This is a genomic window from Nonomuraea sp. NPDC052634 (assembly GCF_040678535.1).
Taxonomy (GTDB): domain Bacteria; phylum Actinomycetota; class Actinomycetes; order Streptosporangiales; family Streptosporangiaceae; genus Nonomuraea; species Nonomuraea fastidiosa.
Map to the genome: position 1 here is coordinate 347,529 of NZ_JBFATY010000004.1, position 15,150 is coordinate 362,678.

Here is a 15,150-nt window from a genome sequence, read left to right on the forward strand (position 1 = left end):
TGGCTGATGATCGCGTTTCCGCTCGTGGGCGCGTTCATCCTGCTGGTGTTCAACCGGTTCACCAACCGCTGGGGCCATCTGCTGGGCGTGGCCATGTCCCTCGCCTCGTTCGTCGTGGCGGTGCTGGCGTTCTTCGAGCTGATCGGGTTCGGGGAGGAGGAGCGCCGCCGGGCCGTGCACCTGTACGAGTTCATCCCCGGCATGGTCGACATGGGGCTCCTCATCGACCCCCTGTCCATCAGCTTCGCGCTGCTGATCACCGGTGTGGGCTCGCTGATCCACATCTACTCGATCGGCTACATGGCGCACGACGAGCACCGGCGCAGGTTCTTCTCCTACCTGAACCTGTTCGTCGCCGCGATGCTCCTGCTGGTGCTGGCCGACAACTACGTGGGACTGTTCATCGGCTGGGAGGGCGTCGGTCTGGCGTCGTACCTGCTGATCGGCTTCTGGCAATTCAAGCCGTCCGCGGCGACCGCGGCGAAGAAGGCGTTCGTCGTCAACCGCGTCGGTGACTTCGGCCTGCTGGTCGGCATGTTCATCATCTGGACGACGTTCGGCACCTTGACCTTCAAGGGCCTGGGCGAGCAGATCCAGCCCGGCCAGAGCGACGGCACGATGCTCGCCATCGGCCTGCTGCTGCTCCTCGGTGCCTGCGGTAAGTCGGCGCAGCTTCCGCTGCAGTCCTGGCTCCTCGACGCCATGGAGGGCCCGACCCCGGTCTCGGCCCTCATCCACGCCGCGACCATGGTCACCGCCGGTGTCTACCTGGTCGTTCGCTCGGGCGCGTTCTTCTTCCCCGAGGGCTCCGGCGCGGCGCTCGCCGTCGCCATCGTCGGCGCGGTCACGCTGCTCGCGGGTGCGATCATCGGTTGCGCGAAGGACGACATCAAGAAGGGCCTGGCCGGTTCGACGATGTCGCAGATCGGCTACATGATGCTCGGCGCGGGCCTCGGCCCGGCGGGCTACGCCTTCGCGATCGGCCACCTGATCACGCACGGCTTCTTCAAGGCCGACATGTTCCTCGGCGCCGGCTCGGTCATGCACGGCATGAACGACGAGGTGGACATGAGGAAGTTCGGCGGCCTGCGCAAGGTCATGCCGATCACCTTCGTGACGTTCTTCATCGGCTATCTGGCGATCATCGGCTTCCCGCTGCTGTCCGGTTACTTCACCAAGGACGGCATCATCGAGGCCGCTGTGCACCACGAGCCGATCCTCGGCTGGCTGGCCGTGCTCGGCGCGGGCGTCACCGGCTTCTACATGTCGCGGATGGTCTTCATGACCTTCTTCGGCGAGAAGCGCTGGGACAAGGAGGCGCACCCGCACGAGTCGCCGCTCGTGATGACGGTGCCGCTGATGATCCTGTCGCTCGGCTCCCTGGGCCTCGGTGCCTACCTGGTGCTCGGCGGCACGCTCTACAAGTTCCTCATCCCGGCGGTCGGCGGCAGCGTCGACGCGGTGCCGCACTTCGACCCGTTCAGCACGCCTGGCCTCGCCACGCTGGCGCTGGTCGCGGTCGGCGTCGTGTTCGCCTGGATGCGGTACGGCCGGGTCGAGGTGCCGTCGGTGCAGCCGCGCGGCAACTTCCTCACCACGTTCGCCCGGCGCGACCTGTACGGTGACGCGCTCAACGAGTCGCTCTTCATGCGTCCCGGCCAGTGGCTGACCCGCGTCGCGGTGTTCTTCGACAACCGCGGCATCGACGGGATCGTCAACGGCCTGGCGGCGGGCATCGGCGGCAGCTCCGGGCGCCTTCGGCGGATCCAGACCGGTTTCGCCAGAACGTACGCGCTGTCCATCCTGATCGGTGCCGCCCTGCTGACCGGCGCCCTGCTCCTCGTTGGGAACATCTGATGTCACCCTGGCTTCCGATACTCATGGCGGTGCCCGTGGTGGGCGCCATCGTGGTGGCCCTGCTTCCCAAGGGCAGTGACAAGCTGGCCAAGCAGGTCACCCTGCTGTTCTCGCTGGTGACGCTGGTCCTGACCGGCGTCATGGCCGCCGGGTTCGACCCCGACGGCGACCGCTTCCAGTTCACCGCCGCCTACAACTGGATCCCGAGCTTCGGCGTGAAGTTCGGGGTCGGCGTGGACGGCGTCGCGCTCGTGCTCATCGCGCTGTCGGTGGTGCTGGTGCCCATCGTGGTGCTGGCCTCCTGGCACGACGCCGACGGCGTCAAGACCGCCGACGGCACGGTGATCGCGCCCAAGCGCTCGGTGAAGACGTACTTCTCCCTGCTGCTGGTGCTGGAGACGATGATGATCGGCGTCTTCGCGGCGACCGACATCTTCCTCTTCTACGTCTTCTTCGAGGCGATGCTGATCCCGATGTACTTCATGATCGGGTCGTACGGCGGCGCCCAGCGGTCCTACGCGGCCGTCAAGTTCCTGCTGTACTCGCTCTTCGGCGGCCTGCTCATGCTGGTCGCGGTGATCGGCCTGTACGTCGTGGGCGGCAAGCAGTCCTTCATGTTCCCCGAGCTGATCGGGGCCATCCAGGACCCGGCCATGCAGAAGTGGCTGTTCGGCGGCTTCTTCATCGCGTTCGCCATCAAGGCGCCGCTGTGGCCGGTGCACACCTGGCTGCCCGACGCGGCCGCGCAGGCTCCGGCCGGCGCCGCGGTGCTGCTCGTGGGCGTGCTGGACAAGGTCGGCACGTTCGGCATGCTCCGCTTCTGCCTGGAGCTGTTCCCCGACGCGGCCAAGGCGTTCACGATGCCGATCGTCGTGCTGGCGGTCATCAGCATCATCTACGGCGCGATCGTCGCCATCGGCCAGACCGATATGAAGCGGCTCATCGCGTACACGTCGATCTCGCACTTCGGGTTCATCGTGCTCGGGGTGTTCGCCATGTCGGACGTCGCCCAGTCCGGCGCGGCGCTCTACATGGTCAACCACGGCTTCGCCACCGGTGCGCTGTTCCTGGCCGCAGGGTTCCTGATCGCACGGCGCGGCTCGCCGTTCATCGGGGACTACGGAGGCGTGCAGAAGGTCGCCCCGCTGCTCGCGGGCTTCTTCCTCATCGCCGGTCTCGCCGGTCTCTCGCTGCCGGGCCTGTCGTCCTTCGTCAGCGAGTTCATGGTCATGATCGGCACGTACTCCAGCCAGGCTCACGGGTCCGGCGCGCTGACCGCGGCCGCGATCATCTCCGCCGTGGCGGTGATCCTGGCGGCCGTCTACATCCTGTGGATGGTCCAGCGGGCTCTGAACGGGCCCACGGCCGAGCCGGTCAAGGCGTTCAAGGACCTGAACGCCCGCGAGGTCTGGGTGCTGGCTCCGCTGGTCGCCCTGATCATCGGGTTCGGCTTCTTCCCCAAGCCGCTGCTTGACGTGATCAACCCGTCAGTGCAACACACGCTGACCAACGTGAAGGTACCCACCTCCACCGTCGCTGAGAAGGGGACAGGCCAGTGAACCCCGCCATCGAAGCGCCGACGATCGAGTACGGCCTGCTGGCGCCGTTGCTGGTCGTCTTCGGCGCGGCCTGCATCGGCGTGCTCGTCGAGGCGTTCGCGCCGCGCTACCTGCGCAAGCCCATCCACGTGCCGCTCACCCTGCTGAGCATCGCCGGCGCGTTCGCGCTGGTGCTCGTGCAGGCGCTGCGCGGCGGAGTGCCCACCACGGCCGCCGCCATGGGCGCGCTGGCCGTGGACGGCCCGTCGCTGTTCATCTGGGGCGTCATCCTCGTCCTGTCGTTCGTCTGCGTGCTGCTCATCAACGACGAGGGTCACTTCGTGGCCTCCGCCGCGTCCGTGCCGGGCAGCCCGGAGGAGGAGCAGGCCGAGTCCCACGACAGCGGCACCGGCCACACCGAGGTCTACCCGCTGGTCCTGTTCGCGGTGGGCGGCATGCTGCTGTTCCCCGCCGCGCACGACCTGTTGATGATGTTCGTGGCCCTCGAGGTCATGTCGCTGCCGCTCTACCTGCTGTGCGGCCTGGCCCGCAGGCGGCGTCTCCTGTCCCAGGAGGCGTCCATGAAGTACTTCCTGCTGGGCGCGTTCTCCTCGGCGTTCTTCCTGTACGGCACCGCGATGATCTACGGCTTCGCGGGCACCGTCTCGCTGCCGGGCATCAACCAGGCCATGGCGGAGGGCAACGCGCTCGACCCGCTGCTGCTCATCGGGTTCGCGCTGCTCGGCGTGGGCCTGCTGTTCAAGATCGGTGCGGCGCCGTTCCAGGCGTGGAAGCCGGACGTCTACCAGGGCGCCCCGACGCCCGTCACCGCGCTCATGGCCTCCGGCACGCTGGTCGCCGCCGTCGGCGCCGTGCTGCGGGTCTTCTGGGTCGGCCTGGGCAACCTCGACTGGGAGTGGCGGCCGGTCATCTGGGCCGTCGCGGCGCTGACGATGATCGTCGGCTCGATCCTGGCGATCACCCAGACCGAGCTCAAGCGCATGCTGGCGTACTCGTCCATCGCGCACGCGGGCTTCCTGCTGGTCGGCGTGATGGCGACGTTCAGCGACGCGCAGCAGAACGCCGGCTCGCTCAAGGCGATCCTGTTCTACCTCGCGGTCTACGGCATCACCACGGTCGGCGCGTTCGCCATCCTGACCCTCGTCCGCGACCCGGGCGGCGAGGCGGGGCACCTGTCCCGCTGGGCCGGTCTCGGCAAGCGGTCGCCGATCCTGGCCGGCGTGTTCGCCTTCTTCCTGCTGGCCTTCGCCGGCATCCCGCTGACGAGCGGCTTCATGGGCAAGTACGCCGTGTTCGCCGCCGCGCTGAACAGCGGCACGAGCCCCGGCGACTCCATGGGCGGCTGGATGGCCGGCCTGGTCGTCGTTGGTGTGGTCGCCTCCGCGATCGCCGCGTTCTTCTACGTTCGCGTGATCGTGCTGATGTTCTTCAGCGAGCCGGCCGCCGACGGCCCGGCGATCGCGGTGCCGAGTATGGGGACCGTGGCCGTCATCGCCGTTTCGCTGCTGGTTACGGTAGGAGTGGGGCTCTACCCGGAGTCCATCCTCGGTGTTGCCAACGACGCTGCTAGCAGCCTGTTCATCAGATAAGGGGATCTCGTATGTCCGCGCCTCCCGTGGTTGACCTTCCCATCGAGGACGAGCGGTTGGCGCAGGACGTGGCCAACGGACTGGCCGCGGTCGAGAAGCTCCTGCGCTCGTCCGTCGAGAGCGAGGACGCCTTCGTCACGGAGGCGTCCAAGCACCTCATCGAGGCGGGCGGCAAGCGGTTCCGCACGTTGATGGTGCTGCTGGCCGCCCAGTTCGGCGATCCGTCGGCGCCGGGCGTGGTGCCCGGCGCCGTGGTCATCGAGCTGACCCACCTCGGCTCGCTCTACCACGACGACGTCATGGACGAGGCCCCGGTGCGCCGGGGCTCCCCGTCCGCCAACGCCCGGTGGGACAACACCGTGGCGATCCTCACCGGCGACTACCTGTTCGCCCAGGCGTCCGACATCCTGGCCGACCTCGGCCCCGAGCTGATCCGCATTCAGGCCCAGACGTTCTCCCGGCTCGTCCAGGGTCAGATCAGGGAGACGATCGGCCCGCGCAACGGCGAGGACCCGATCGCCCACTACCTCAGCGTCCTGTCCGACAAGACCGGCTCGCTGATCGCGGCGTCGGGGCGGTTCGGCGCGCTGCTGTCGGGCGCTCCCGCCGACGTCGAAGAGCGGCTCAGCCGCGCCTGCGAGGCCATCGGCGTGGCCTGGCAGCTCGGCGACGACCTGCTCGACGTCGCCTCTTCCGGTGCGCAGTCGGGCAAGACGCCCGGCACGGACCTCAAGGAGGGCATCAAGACCCTCCCCGTCCTGTACGCGCTCGCCGCTGGCGACAATCCCCGGCTGACGGAGCTGCTGTCGGGCCCGGTCCCCGAGGAACACCTCGAGGAGGCCCTGACCCTGCTCCGCGCCCACCCCGCCATGGACAAGGCGCGGGCCGAGCTGGTGGCCTGGGTGGACCGGGCGCGGGCCGACATCGCGGGCCTGCCCGGCATCCCGGCCAAGGACGCGTTCCTGGCGCTCTGCGACTACGTGGTCGAGCGCTCCGGCTGAGCCTGTACGGCGATGCGGCTCCGGGCGGTCTGACGGGCCGCCCGGATGCTGTCGTACGTGAAGATCGCCAGCGCCAGCCAGACGATCGAGAAGCCGATCCAGCGGCTCGGCGGCATGACCTCCTTGGCGATGAGCACGCCGCAGGCGAACTGCAGGATCGGCGCGATGTACTGCAGCAGGCCGATCGTGCTCAGCGGCACCCTGATGGCCGCGGCCCCGAAGCAGATGAGCGGCACGGCGGTGATGAGTCCGGCTGTGACCAGCAGCAGCGCGTGGCCCAGGCCCTCGTGGCCGAACGTGGCCGTCCCCGTGACCTGGAGCCAGGTCAGGTAGCCGAGCGCGGGCAGCAGCAGCACCAGGGTCTCCACGGCCAGGCTCTCGGTGGCCTCGACGTTCGCGCGCTTCTTGACCAGGCCGTACACGCCGAAGCTGAACGCCAGCGTCAGCGCCACCCACGGGGGCCTTCCGTAGTCGACGGTCAGCACCAGCACCGCCAGCGCGCCGAACCCGACCGCCGCCCACTGCAGCGGCCGCAGCCGCTCGCGCAGCAGCGCCACCCCGAACAGCACGTTGACCAGCGGGTTGATGAAGTAGCCGAGCGCGCTCTCCACGACGTGGCCGCTGTTGACCGCGTAGATGTAGGTGCCCCAGTTGACGGTCACGAAGATCGCCGCCAGCGTCAGCAGGCCGAGCTTGGCGGGCTGCCTGACCAGCTGTTTCACCCAGGACCAGTGCCGGCGTACGGCCAGCGCCATGGCGACCACGACGAGGGACCACACCATGCGGTGGGCGAGGATCTCGACGGCGCCGGACGGCTTGAGCAGTGGCCAGTAGAGGGGGAACAGGCCCCACATGGTGTAGGCGGCGACCCCGTAGAGGATGCCGCGCCGCGAGTCAGGCATGTACCCCAGTTTCGGGCATTACTACCTTTAAACACAAATTCTGTCCACTTAGTGGAAATGTGTAGACACTCTTAAGTGTTGGGGGGTGTGTAGTCTGGATCGAGAGCTCTCGGAGGTCGCTATGGGCTGGCTGTTCGGCAACAAGACATCGATGGTCCGACCCGAGGACGCCCTCCCGGGCCGCGCGGAGCAGATGCCCGTGCCCGCCCGCCACGTCGTCCTCGACGCGCCGCTGGCCCCGCCGTACCCCGAGGGTCTCCAGGTCGCCGACTTCGGCCTCGGCTGCTTCTGGGGCGCGGAGCGCATCTTCTGGCAGACGTCCGGCGTCTACACCACCGCGGTCGGCTACCAGGGCGGCTACACGCCCAACCCGACGTACGAGGAAGTCTGCACCGGGCGCACCGGCCACGCCGAGGTCGTCCGCGTCGTCTTCGACCCGGCCAAGATCTCGTACAAGCAGCTGCTGAAGGTGTTCTGGGAGGCGCACGACCCCACCCAGGGCATGCGCCAGGGCAACGACATCGGCACCCAGTACCGCTCGGCCATCTACTTCCACTCGCCTGAGCAGCAGGCGGCGGCGGAGGAGTCGCGGGAGTCGTACCAGCGGGTGCTGAAGGACGCCGGCTACGGCGACATCACCACGGAGATCGCCCCCGCCGGCCCGTTCTACTTCGCCGAGGAGTACCACCAGCAGTACCTGTACAAGGTGCCGAACGGATACTGCGGCATCGGCGGCACGGGCGTCGCCTGCCCCGTCGGCCTGACCACCGGTGAGGCGTGAGCCCGCGAAGGCAGCCTGATCTCTGGCCCTTGATCGCCCGGACTTTTGTCCTGGCCGCTCATGGGCCAGAGCCGTTTCCGGGCAGAAAGAGGGCCTGCAGCGCATCGGCTTGCGGGGCCTAGGGTTCTGGTGTGCTGCTTCAAGAGGTCAACGAACTCATCGCGTACGACGAGGACTTACGGATGGTCCCTGGAGACCGTGAGCGGCTCATCGCGCTCATCGACCCCGTACGCGCTCAAAACCCCTCTGACTATGCCACCCTGCGCGCGCTCGGGGTCGGGCTGCTCGTTCTCGGCGAGTACGGCGACGCGATCGGCCACCTCGGCCGCGCGCTCGACCTGGCGGACACGAGTCGCAGGCGGATCGCGGCGTCGCTGAATCTCGCCGACGCCTACCGGTATGCGGGTGATGCGGCGGGCGCGGAGACGGTGTGCCGGGCGATGCTCGCGCTCGCGAGGGAGGAAGCGCCGGAGATGCTGTCGTTCGCGCTTCAGCACCTGGGCAAGGCGCTCATCGATCTGGGGCGTCGGGAGGAGGCGCGTGAGGTGCTGGAGGAGGCTCTGGACCTGCGCGTGGCCGAAGGAGACCCCGAGCTGATCGCGAGTAGCCGAGCGGTCTTACGGCTGCTCGGCACCTCCTGATCGCCGGTGAACCGGCCTGGGCACTGTTCGGCCGTTCCGGCCGTCCCCGGCAAGGTGCCTGTCGGGTGATGCAACATTCCGGGAGGTCTGGGGCGTCACAGACGGGATGAACAGAGGATCCTCGCGCGTGAACGGCCCACCGGAGTTAGCGGACTTCGTCACCCAACGTGGGCATGCGTTGTTCCGCTATGCGTACATGCTCACCGGCAATCCGCACGATGCCGCCGACCTGGTGCAGGAGGCGGTGGTGCGGTTGCGCGGCTCGTGGTCGCGCGTGCGGCGCAAGCACAACCCCGAGAGCTACGTCAAAACCACGATCACCCGGCTGCACATCTCCGTCTGGCGGCGGCGAAGGCGCGAACACCTGGTGTGGGAGGTGCCCGAACAGGCTCATGCGGAGGCGGAGTCGCTGGACCTGTGGGACGAGCTGACCAAGCTGCCCAAGCGTCAGCGTGCCGTACTCGTCCTGCGTTACTACGAGGACCGTTCGGATGCCGAGATCGCCGAGATGCTCGGCATCTCTCCGGGAACCGTGCGGAGCCAGGCGTCCCGCGCGCTGGACAAGCTTCGCGACGCCGTCGGCCAGCTGAGGAGCCTGCGATGAACGACGTTGAAGAGCTGTTGCGCCGTACGTTCGCCCGCGCGGAGGCTCGGATGCCGGAGATGCCGCCGGATCTGCTGCGCCAGGCGGTCGAGTCGCCGGGCCGGCGCAGACGGCCGATCCTGGTGCTGGCGAGTGTGGCGGCGGCCACCGGGCTCGTGATCTTGGTCATGTCGGTGCTGGTGTGGCGGGCGCCCGAGCCGCAGCCGGCCGTGTCGCCGCAGCCCGTGCCCGCAGAGACGGTGACGCAGACCCCGCGTGCGCAGAAGCAGAAGCCGCGGACCGTGGAGAAAATCGCGCCGCCGGTGGAGCAGGCGCTGGCCTCGGCGGTCGCGGTGGTGCCGATGAAGGTGCCGAACGGCAAGGACTTCACGCCGAAGGCGTTCCTCGACGAGCGCACCTTGCTCGGATACGTGGCGAAGAAGGGGTACGATCCCGCGCCCGAGTGGTGGTCTTACAGACTGGATTCGCGGACCTTCAAGCGCCTTGCCGTACTCGACTATGCGGTCGCGCCGGTGCAGACACCGGCGGTGGGTGAGGAATCGATTGCCTGGTTCAAGATCAAGGATGAGAACGTCCAGATCCTCACCATCCCGGTGACCGGGGGCACGCCCCGCCGGGTGGTCTCGTTCCCCGCCGAGCGTGACGTGGACAAGGTGAACGGCGACACCGTCCACGGTGTCCGGCTGGCCATCGGAGACGGCAAGATCTTCTGGTCGTCGCTCAAGTCGGGCAGTGTGCATCATGTTCCGTTGTCGGGTGGCGAGCCGTCGTTCGTTCCGGATACGGAGGGGCTGTATCTCGTCCGCTGGCCCTGGGTGGGGCCATCCGACGAACGCCTGCGAGGCGTACGGAATCTGCTCAACCTCAGCACAGGGGAGCGGCCGGACGATCCCGCGCGGGCGGTGTGCGACGTGACGTGGTGCTTCACGGAGGACCAGGCGGTCCGCCGCGACGGTGGCAAGGCCGCGGACCTGCCGGGCCGGCACCCCCGGAGGATCGTGGGCGATCGCTTCGTCCTCCTCAGCCAGGTCGACGAGCAGGGGCGGAAGGCCGACGCGGTCTACGACATCGCCACGTCGCGGGTCGGCAGGCTGTACGTCCAGAGCAGGAGCAAACCCAATCCCACGCTCTACGTCGGCACGGACATGTTCCACTTCAGGCGTGGTGACACGTGGGTGGTCGTCCACAACTGACCCCACCGCTTCGTGAAACGGCGTCGCGGGCCCGGCCCGCGACGCCGCGCGGCTCAGCCGGCGACCGGCTTCGCGGGCGGGATCACCTCGCGGGTGATGCTCGGGCCCAGCCGGTGGAGCCGGGCGATGGCGACGGTGATGTCGTCGTGCGGAGGTGGCGTTGAACCAGCAGATGCTTCCTGTACAGAAGAATGTACAGTGGGGGTATGACTGTTCTGCACGACGCCACTGAGTTGAGCGTCACAGAGGCGGCCAAGCGAGGCGTTGCCCGTCTGGTGGCTGATGCGGAGCATGGGACCGATCTGGTGGTCACTCGCCGGCATCAACCTGTGGCGGCCGTGGTGAGCATCCGCCGGCTCAACGAGTTGGAGGAGGCCGCTGCTGATCTTCGTGATCTGGCGCTGGTGCTTGCCCGGTCGGTCACGGATACAGGAGAGCGGATCGCGCTCGACGATGTGCTCGCCGCTTTCGGGCACACTCGCGAGTCTCTGGCTGCTCTCCCGGACGATGAGTGAGCCGTGTCCGACGTCGTCTTCACGGCGCAGGCGGTCGACGATCTTCGGCGCATCGGCCCGGACGCGGTGCCCACGATTCTCAAGAAGATCCTCCTATTGCTGGACAACCCTGAAGCCGGTTATCCGCTGGGCGGAGAGCTGACCGGTTTTCGGAAGCTGGTGGTCGGCCGCAACACTTGGCGCGTCGTTTATCGCATCACCGAGGACAAGTCGGTGGAGATTTGCGAAGTGTGGGCTGTCGGTGAGCGGGCCGACGCGGAAGTGTACGCGGAAGCGACGGCAAGGATCCGCCAGGCGGGAACGGACCGTCCTGAGGTCGTGCAGCTCGGCCAGGTCATTGAACGTCTTGGTGCGCTGGTAGCGGACATCCGCGTGCAGAAGGCTGCTCCTAGGGAACCGGTCCCTGATTGGCTCGCGGACCGGTTGATCTACACCGTTGGAATGACGCGTGAGGATGTTGCTGCTCTTGATCTCCAAGAGGCGGTCGACAAGTGGGCTGAATACCGCTCCAAGCCTCAATAGGTCGTTCGCAGCACGCGGAGTCGCTCGTTCGAAGCGGTGAATTCAGCGCTCGCGCCTCGGCCGCCGTCCGGGGCCCGCGTGTAACGGGAAGGGCCCGGGCGCCGGGTTCGCGTCAGAGGTCGATGACGACCTTGCCGCGTACGTGCCGGCCGGCCTGGAGTTCGGCGGCGCGGCGGATCTCCGCGATCGGGAACGTCGCCGCGATCGGCACCCGGAGCCGGCCCGATGCGACCAGGCGGGCGATCTCGATGAGGTCGCCCGGGGTGGCGTTGGCGCCGTTGGCCGCCGGTACGCCGTCCACCTGTGCGGCGATGGTGCAGATGCGACCGTCCGGGACGCCGAGTTCGCGTGCGGCCTCCACGGTCTCCGTGCCGTGCAGGTCGAGGGCGGCGGTGATGCCGTCGGGGGCGAGGGCTCGTACGCGGTCGGCCAGGCCGTCGCCGTACGCGACCGGCTCGGCTCCGAGGTCGCGCAGGAAGCCGGCCGAGGCGGCGGAACCGGTGCCGATCACGCGCGCCCCCGCGATCCTGGCGAGCTGGACGGCGAACACCCCGACCCCGCCGCCCGCGCCGCCGATCAGCACGGTGTCGCCGGGGCCGGGGTCGATCACGGCGAGCGCGGCGGAGGCCGTACGTCCGGCGATCGTGAGCGTGGCGGCGGTGCGGTCGTCCACGCCGTCGGGAGTGTGGTGGGCCTCCTCGGCCGCCGTTCCCCCTGACAGGTCGATCACCACAAAGTCGGCGACCGCGCGGGACAGCGCGCCGCCGAACACCCGGTCGCCGGGCTCGAAGCCGGTCACCCCGTTGCCGACCTGGTCGATCACGCCCGCATAGTCGGTGCCGAACCCGGCGGGGAGGCTCAGGCCGAACCGGGCCGCGGTGCCCGCGTCGGCGGTCATGATCCAGTCCATCGGGTTGAGGCCGGCGGCGGTGACCCGTACGCGGATCTGCCCCGGTCCTGCCTGCGGTGCGGGGACGTCACGGACGTCGAGGACCTCGGGACCGCCCCACGCATCGAGCCGTACCGCCCTGCTCACGCCCGCCTGCGGTCGAACGCTCTGTGCCACGCCTGTCTCCTCGGATCAAGGGAGCGCTCCGGAAAGTGGACTATGCTCCGTTTCCGTGCGTGACCCTAACACAACCGGAGCGCGATCCGTTTTGTCGGAACGCGCACCGCGAGCCGACGCTGCCCGCAACCGGGACCAGTTGCTCGCGGTGGCGACCCGGATGTTCATGTCGGCCGAGGCCGAGCCGTCGATGCGCGCCATCGCCCGCGAGGCCGGAGTCGGCATCGCCACGCTCTACCGGCACTTCCCGACCCGCGAGTCGCTGGTGGACGCGGTCTACCGGGACCAGGTCGTACGGCTCACCACCGGCGCCCGCGACCTGCTCGGCGAACTGCCGCCCGCCGCGGCGATGCGGCGCTGGATGGACCTGTTCGGGGACTGGATCGCGACCAAGAACGGCATGCTCGACACGCTGCACGCGATGGTCGAATCGGGGGAGATCGCCCACGCGCAGACCAGGGCCGAGCTGCTCGCCGCCATCACCGAGATCCTCCAGGCCGGTCGCGCTGCGGGTGACCTCCGTTCCGACGTCGAAGCCGACGACATCGCCGCCGCGCTCATCGGCATCTTCACCGTGGCGCCCCGGGGCGTACACGAGGCCAAGGCCGCTCGCCTGCTCGACCTGCTGATGGACGGCCTGCGCCCCACCGGCCGGCCGGCCTGAGCCCCGACCGGTGCGGCCCTGGGCTCAGGACGGCCGGGCGGTGTTCCTCGCGGTGGCCCGGTCCAGGAGGATCAGCGGCACACTGATCGCGGCGAGTGCGGCGCCGATCAGACAGACCGAGGTGAGCGCGCCCCCACCGGCCAGCGGGACCGCCGCCAGCACGGGGGTGAGGCTGATGCCCAGCTGAAAGGCCGACACGGTGGTCGCCCCGGCGAGCGTCGGCGCGCCGACGGCGATGGCGAAGACGCGTCCGTACACGGCGGGGTTCAGCACGAACCCGGCGACGCCGAGCAGGAAGACCGCGGGCACCGCCGCCCAGACGTGCCGGATCGCAGCGGTCATCACGACCGACAGGATCACGATCGCCGCCGCCCCGGTGAGAAGCGCGAAGTGGGGACGCCGGTCGGAGATCCGGCCGCCGATGGACAACCCGGCGAAGGCGCCCACCCCGAACAGGGCGAGGACGGCCGGGATCCAGACCCCGGGGACGCGGGTGATGCCGGCGAGCATGGCGGCCAGATAGTTGTATGTGATCATGTACGCCGCGGTGGTCAGGATCGTGATCGCGTACACGCCCCAGAGCATCGGCCTGCGCATCGTGGCGAGCTCCCGCGCGACGCTGGGCTCGGCGGCCCGCCCGGCGCCCGGGGCGGCGGCGGGGATCCCGATGAGGCATCCGATGATCCCGGCCGCCGTGAGGACCACGATCGCCCAGAAACCGGTGCGCCATTCGATGAGATGGCCGAGCAGCGTGCCCGCGGGACCGCCGGCCACCATCGCCACGCTCAGCCCGCTGACCACGACCCCGGAGGCGCGCGCGGTGCGGTCCGGCGTCACCAGGCTGATCGCGGTCACGGACGCGACGGCGAAGAAGCCCGCGTACGCGATGCCCGTGACCACCCGCGACAGCAGCAACACCTCATAGCCGCCCAGCAGCCCGATCGCCACCGAGGCCGCGAAGAGGCCCTGCGCCGCCACGAGCGCGGTGCGGCGCGGCCAGCGGAGGCTGAGCACGGCCAGCGGCGGCCCGCCGACCACGACGCCCAGCGCGAAAGCGGTGATCAGGTAGCCGGCCGATGAGAGCGGGACGTTCAGGTCGGCGGCGACTCCCGGCAGCACGCCGGCCAGGAGGAACTCCGCGCTCCCCATCGCGAACAGGCTGTAGCCCAGCAGGTAGACGCCGGCGGGCAGCCGGCGGGAGCGAGTGCTCGGCGGCGTCTCGGTGGCGGTCATCGGACCCCGCCTTCAACGGCGGCGGCCAGCTCCCGATCGAGCAGCCAGGCGGTCATGGCGATGGCGGCGGTGGAGCCCGCGCCCGCGGCGGTGACGACCTGGGCCCGGGGGTTGACCACGTTCCCCGCCGCCCACAGCCCGGGGACGCTCGTGGCGCCACGGGCATCGACGGCGATGAGGCCGGTCTCCGGGTCCCTGGCCGCGCCGAGCATGGCCGGCACCGCGTCATGGGGCCTCGGGCGGGGCGCCACGAAGACGGCGTCACACGTGATCGTCTCGCCGTTCCCGAGCACGACCGAGACCGGGCTCGCGGCTCCGGGCGGACCGGCGCTCGTCGTGATCGCCGTGACCCGTGCGTCGATCACGCGCACGCCGTACGCGGTGAGTCGGCGCCGCTCGACCTCGCCGATCTCGGTGGCGTTGACGCAGAACGTCACCGAGTCGCTGTAGCGGCGCAGCAGCGCGGCCAGGTGCGCCGACGTCGCCGCCATCGCGCTGCCGATCACGACGATGGTGCGCCCGCGCACTTCGTAGCCATGGCAGTGGGGGCAGTGATGCACCTGGGACGCCCAGCGTTCCGGCAGTCCCGGAATGTCGGGCAGCTCGTCGGTCAGCCCGGTCGCGACCAGCACCGAGCGGGCGCGCAGCGCTCGGCCGTCGTCGAGCCGCAGCTCGAACATGCCGTCGGCGGCGCGCCGCGCGGCGGTGACCGACGCAAGGGCGAGCGTGCCTCCGTACCTCGTGAACTCGTCCCTCCCGGTCGCGATGAACGCGCTCGGCGCCATGCCGTCCCTGGTCAGGTACCCGTGCATGTGATCGGCGGGGCCGTTCCTCGGCGCGCCGCCGTCCACGACCAGGGTCGCGAACCGCGCTCTGGCGAGCACGACGCCCGCCGACAGGCCGGCGGCTCCACCGCCGACGATGATCGCGTCCCACATCGTTGTGTCCACTGGGATCACCTCCGCCTGAAGGATGGGGACGCGTACCCGGGACCGGCAAAGATCCTTGCTGTTTCCGGGACGG

15 protein-coding genes are annotated in these 15,150 nt (G+C 69.4%); 11 read left to right on the forward strand and 4 right to left on the reverse strand.

From position 1 onward, the window contains the following. Positions 1-6 precede the first annotated feature (6 nt). Genes nuoL through AB0K67_RS20875 form a run of 4 tightly spaced genes read left to right on the forward strand, consistent with a single transcriptional unit; the run spans position 7 to position 6,006 of the window. A complete protein-coding gene (nuoL, locus tag AB0K67_RS20860; RefSeq protein WP_364063245.1) occupies positions 7-1,857 on the forward strand; it encodes an NADH-quinone oxidoreductase subunit L in 1,851 nt (616 codons plus the stop codon). Continuing rightward, positions 1,857-3,416 carry an NADH-quinone oxidoreductase subunit M gene (locus AB0K67_RS20865; RefSeq protein ID WP_364062350.1) on the forward strand — a complete coding sequence of 520 codons (1,560 nt, stop codon included), beginning with the start codon at positions 1,857-1,859 and terminating at the stop codon, positions 3,414-3,416. Before nuoL ends, AB0K67_RS20865 begins: the two co-directional genes overlap by 1 nt. Next, complete coding sequence (gene nuoN / locus AB0K67_RS20870; RefSeq protein ID WP_364062353.1) at positions 3,413-5,005, forward strand: NADH-quinone oxidoreductase subunit NuoN; 1,593 nt, start codon at positions 3,413-3,415, stop codon at positions 5,003-5,005. The genes AB0K67_RS20865 and nuoN overlap by 4 nt, the downstream gene beginning before the upstream one ends. Positions 5,006-5,016: 11 nt before the next feature. Then, positions 5,017-6,006 (forward strand): polyprenyl synthetase family protein, encoded by a 990-nt coding sequence (locus AB0K67_RS20875; protein WP_364062356.1) that lies wholly within the window; start codon positions 5,017-5,019, stop codon positions 6,004-6,006. On the opposite strand, the gene rarD is transcribed toward AB0K67_RS20875, so the two are convergent. Continuing rightward, entirely contained in the window at positions 5,982-6,908 is a 927-nt protein-coding gene (gene rarD / locus AB0K67_RS20880) for an EamA family transporter RarD (protein WP_364062359.1), read from the reverse strand. The genes AB0K67_RS20875 and rarD overlap by 25 nt on opposite strands. Before the next feature lie 121 nt (positions 6,909-7,029). Between rarD and msrA the strand changes: the two genes are divergently transcribed. The 6 genes from msrA (at position 7,030) to AB0K67_RS20910 (ending at position 11,164) form a co-directional block, all read left to right on the forward strand. Beyond that, positions 7,030-7,689, forward strand: coding sequence for a peptide-methionine (S)-S-oxide reductase MsrA (msrA, locus tag AB0K67_RS20885; RefSeq protein WP_364062362.1), 660 nt, complete (start codon positions 7,030-7,032; stop codon positions 7,687-7,689). Between the two features lie 131 nt (positions 7,690-7,820). After that, positions 7,821-8,330 (forward strand): tetratricopeptide repeat protein, encoded by a 510-nt coding sequence (locus AB0K67_RS20890; protein ID WP_364062365.1) that lies wholly within the window; start codon positions 7,821-7,823, stop codon positions 8,328-8,330. 127 nt (positions 8,331-8,457) lie between these two features. Continuing rightward, positions 8,458-8,934, forward strand: a complete 477-nt coding sequence (locus AB0K67_RS20895; RefSeq protein WP_364062368.1) for a SigE family RNA polymerase sigma factor — start codon at positions 8,458-8,460, stop codon at positions 8,932-8,934. A 50-nt stretch (positions 8,935-8,984) separates the two neighbouring features. Further along, positions 8,985-10,127 carry a hypothetical protein gene (locus tag AB0K67_RS20900; protein ID WP_364062371.1) on the forward strand — a complete coding sequence of 381 codons (1,143 nt, stop codon included), beginning with the start codon at positions 8,985-8,987 and terminating at the stop codon, positions 10,125-10,127. A 206-nt stretch (positions 10,128-10,333) separates the two neighbouring features. Then, positions 10,334-10,642, forward strand: a complete 309-nt coding sequence (locus AB0K67_RS20905; RefSeq protein WP_364062374.1) for a type II toxin-antitoxin system prevent-host-death family antitoxin — start codon at positions 10,334-10,336, stop codon at positions 10,640-10,642. Positions 10,643-10,645: 3 nt separating this feature from the next. Then, the gene (locus AB0K67_RS20910) at positions 10,646-11,164 is read left to right on the forward strand and encodes a type II toxin-antitoxin system mRNA interferase toxin, RelE/StbE family (protein WP_364062377.1); all 519 of its coding nucleotides are present in this window, start codon (positions 10,646-10,648) and stop codon (positions 11,162-11,164) included. A gap of 112 nt (positions 11,165-11,276) precedes the next feature. On the opposite strand, the gene AB0K67_RS20915 is transcribed toward AB0K67_RS20910, so the two are convergent. Beyond that, the gene (locus AB0K67_RS20915; protein WP_364062380.1) at positions 11,277-12,230 is read right to left on the reverse strand and encodes an NADP-dependent oxidoreductase; all 954 of its coding nucleotides are present in this window, start codon (positions 12,228-12,230) and stop codon (positions 11,277-11,279) included. Between the two features lie 148 nt (positions 12,231-12,378). On the opposite strand from AB0K67_RS20915, the gene AB0K67_RS20920 reads away from it, so the two are divergent. After that, the gene (locus tag AB0K67_RS20920; protein ID WP_364062383.1) at positions 12,379-12,894 is read left to right on the forward strand and encodes a helix-turn-helix domain-containing protein; all 516 of its coding nucleotides are present in this window, start codon (positions 12,379-12,381) and stop codon (positions 12,892-12,894) included. Positions 12,895-12,918: 24 nt separating this feature from the next. On the opposite strand, the gene AB0K67_RS20925 is transcribed toward AB0K67_RS20920, so the two are convergent. Further along, positions 12,919-14,127, reverse strand: coding sequence for an MFS transporter (locus AB0K67_RS20925; protein WP_364062386.1), 1,209 nt, complete (start codon positions 14,125-14,127; stop codon positions 12,919-12,921). After that, positions 14,124-15,077, reverse strand: coding sequence for an NAD(P)/FAD-dependent oxidoreductase (locus tag AB0K67_RS20930; RefSeq protein WP_364062389.1), 954 nt, complete (start codon positions 15,075-15,077; stop codon positions 14,124-14,126). Before AB0K67_RS20930 ends, AB0K67_RS20925 begins: the two co-directional genes overlap by 4 nt. Positions 15,078-15,150: the final 73 nt, after the last annotated feature.

Bases quoted from the DNA above. Each gene is read 5' to 3' on its own strand.
- nuoL (WP_364063245.1), top strand. From the start codon at position 7: ATGATCGCGTTTCCGCTCGTGGGCGCGTTCATCCTGCTGGTGTTCAAC.
- AB0K67_RS20865 (WP_364062350.1), top strand. From the start codon at position 1,857: ATGTCACCCTGGCTTCCGATACTCATGGCGGTGCCCGTGGTGGGCGCC.
- AB0K67_RS20875 (WP_364062356.1), top strand. From the start codon at position 5,017: ATGTCCGCGCCTCCCGTGGTTGACCTTCCCATCGAGGACGAGCGGTTG.
- rarD (WP_364062359.1), bottom strand. From the start codon at position 6,908: ATGCCTGACTCGCGGCGCGGCATCCTCTACGGGGTCGCCGCCTACACC.
- msrA (WP_364062362.1), top strand. From the start codon at position 7,030: ATGGGCTGGCTGTTCGGCAACAAGACATCGATGGTCCGACCCGAGGAC.
- AB0K67_RS20900 (WP_364062371.1), top strand. From the start codon at position 8,985: ATGCCGGAGATGCCGCCGGATCTGCTGCGCCAGGCGGTCGAGTCGCCG.
- AB0K67_RS20905 (WP_364062374.1), top strand. From the start codon at position 10,334: ATGACTGTTCTGCACGACGCCACTGAGTTGAGCGTCACAGAGGCGGCC.
- AB0K67_RS20925 (WP_364062386.1), bottom strand. From the start codon at position 14,127: ATGACCGCCACCGAGACGCCGCCGAGCACTCGCTCCCGCCGGCTGCCC.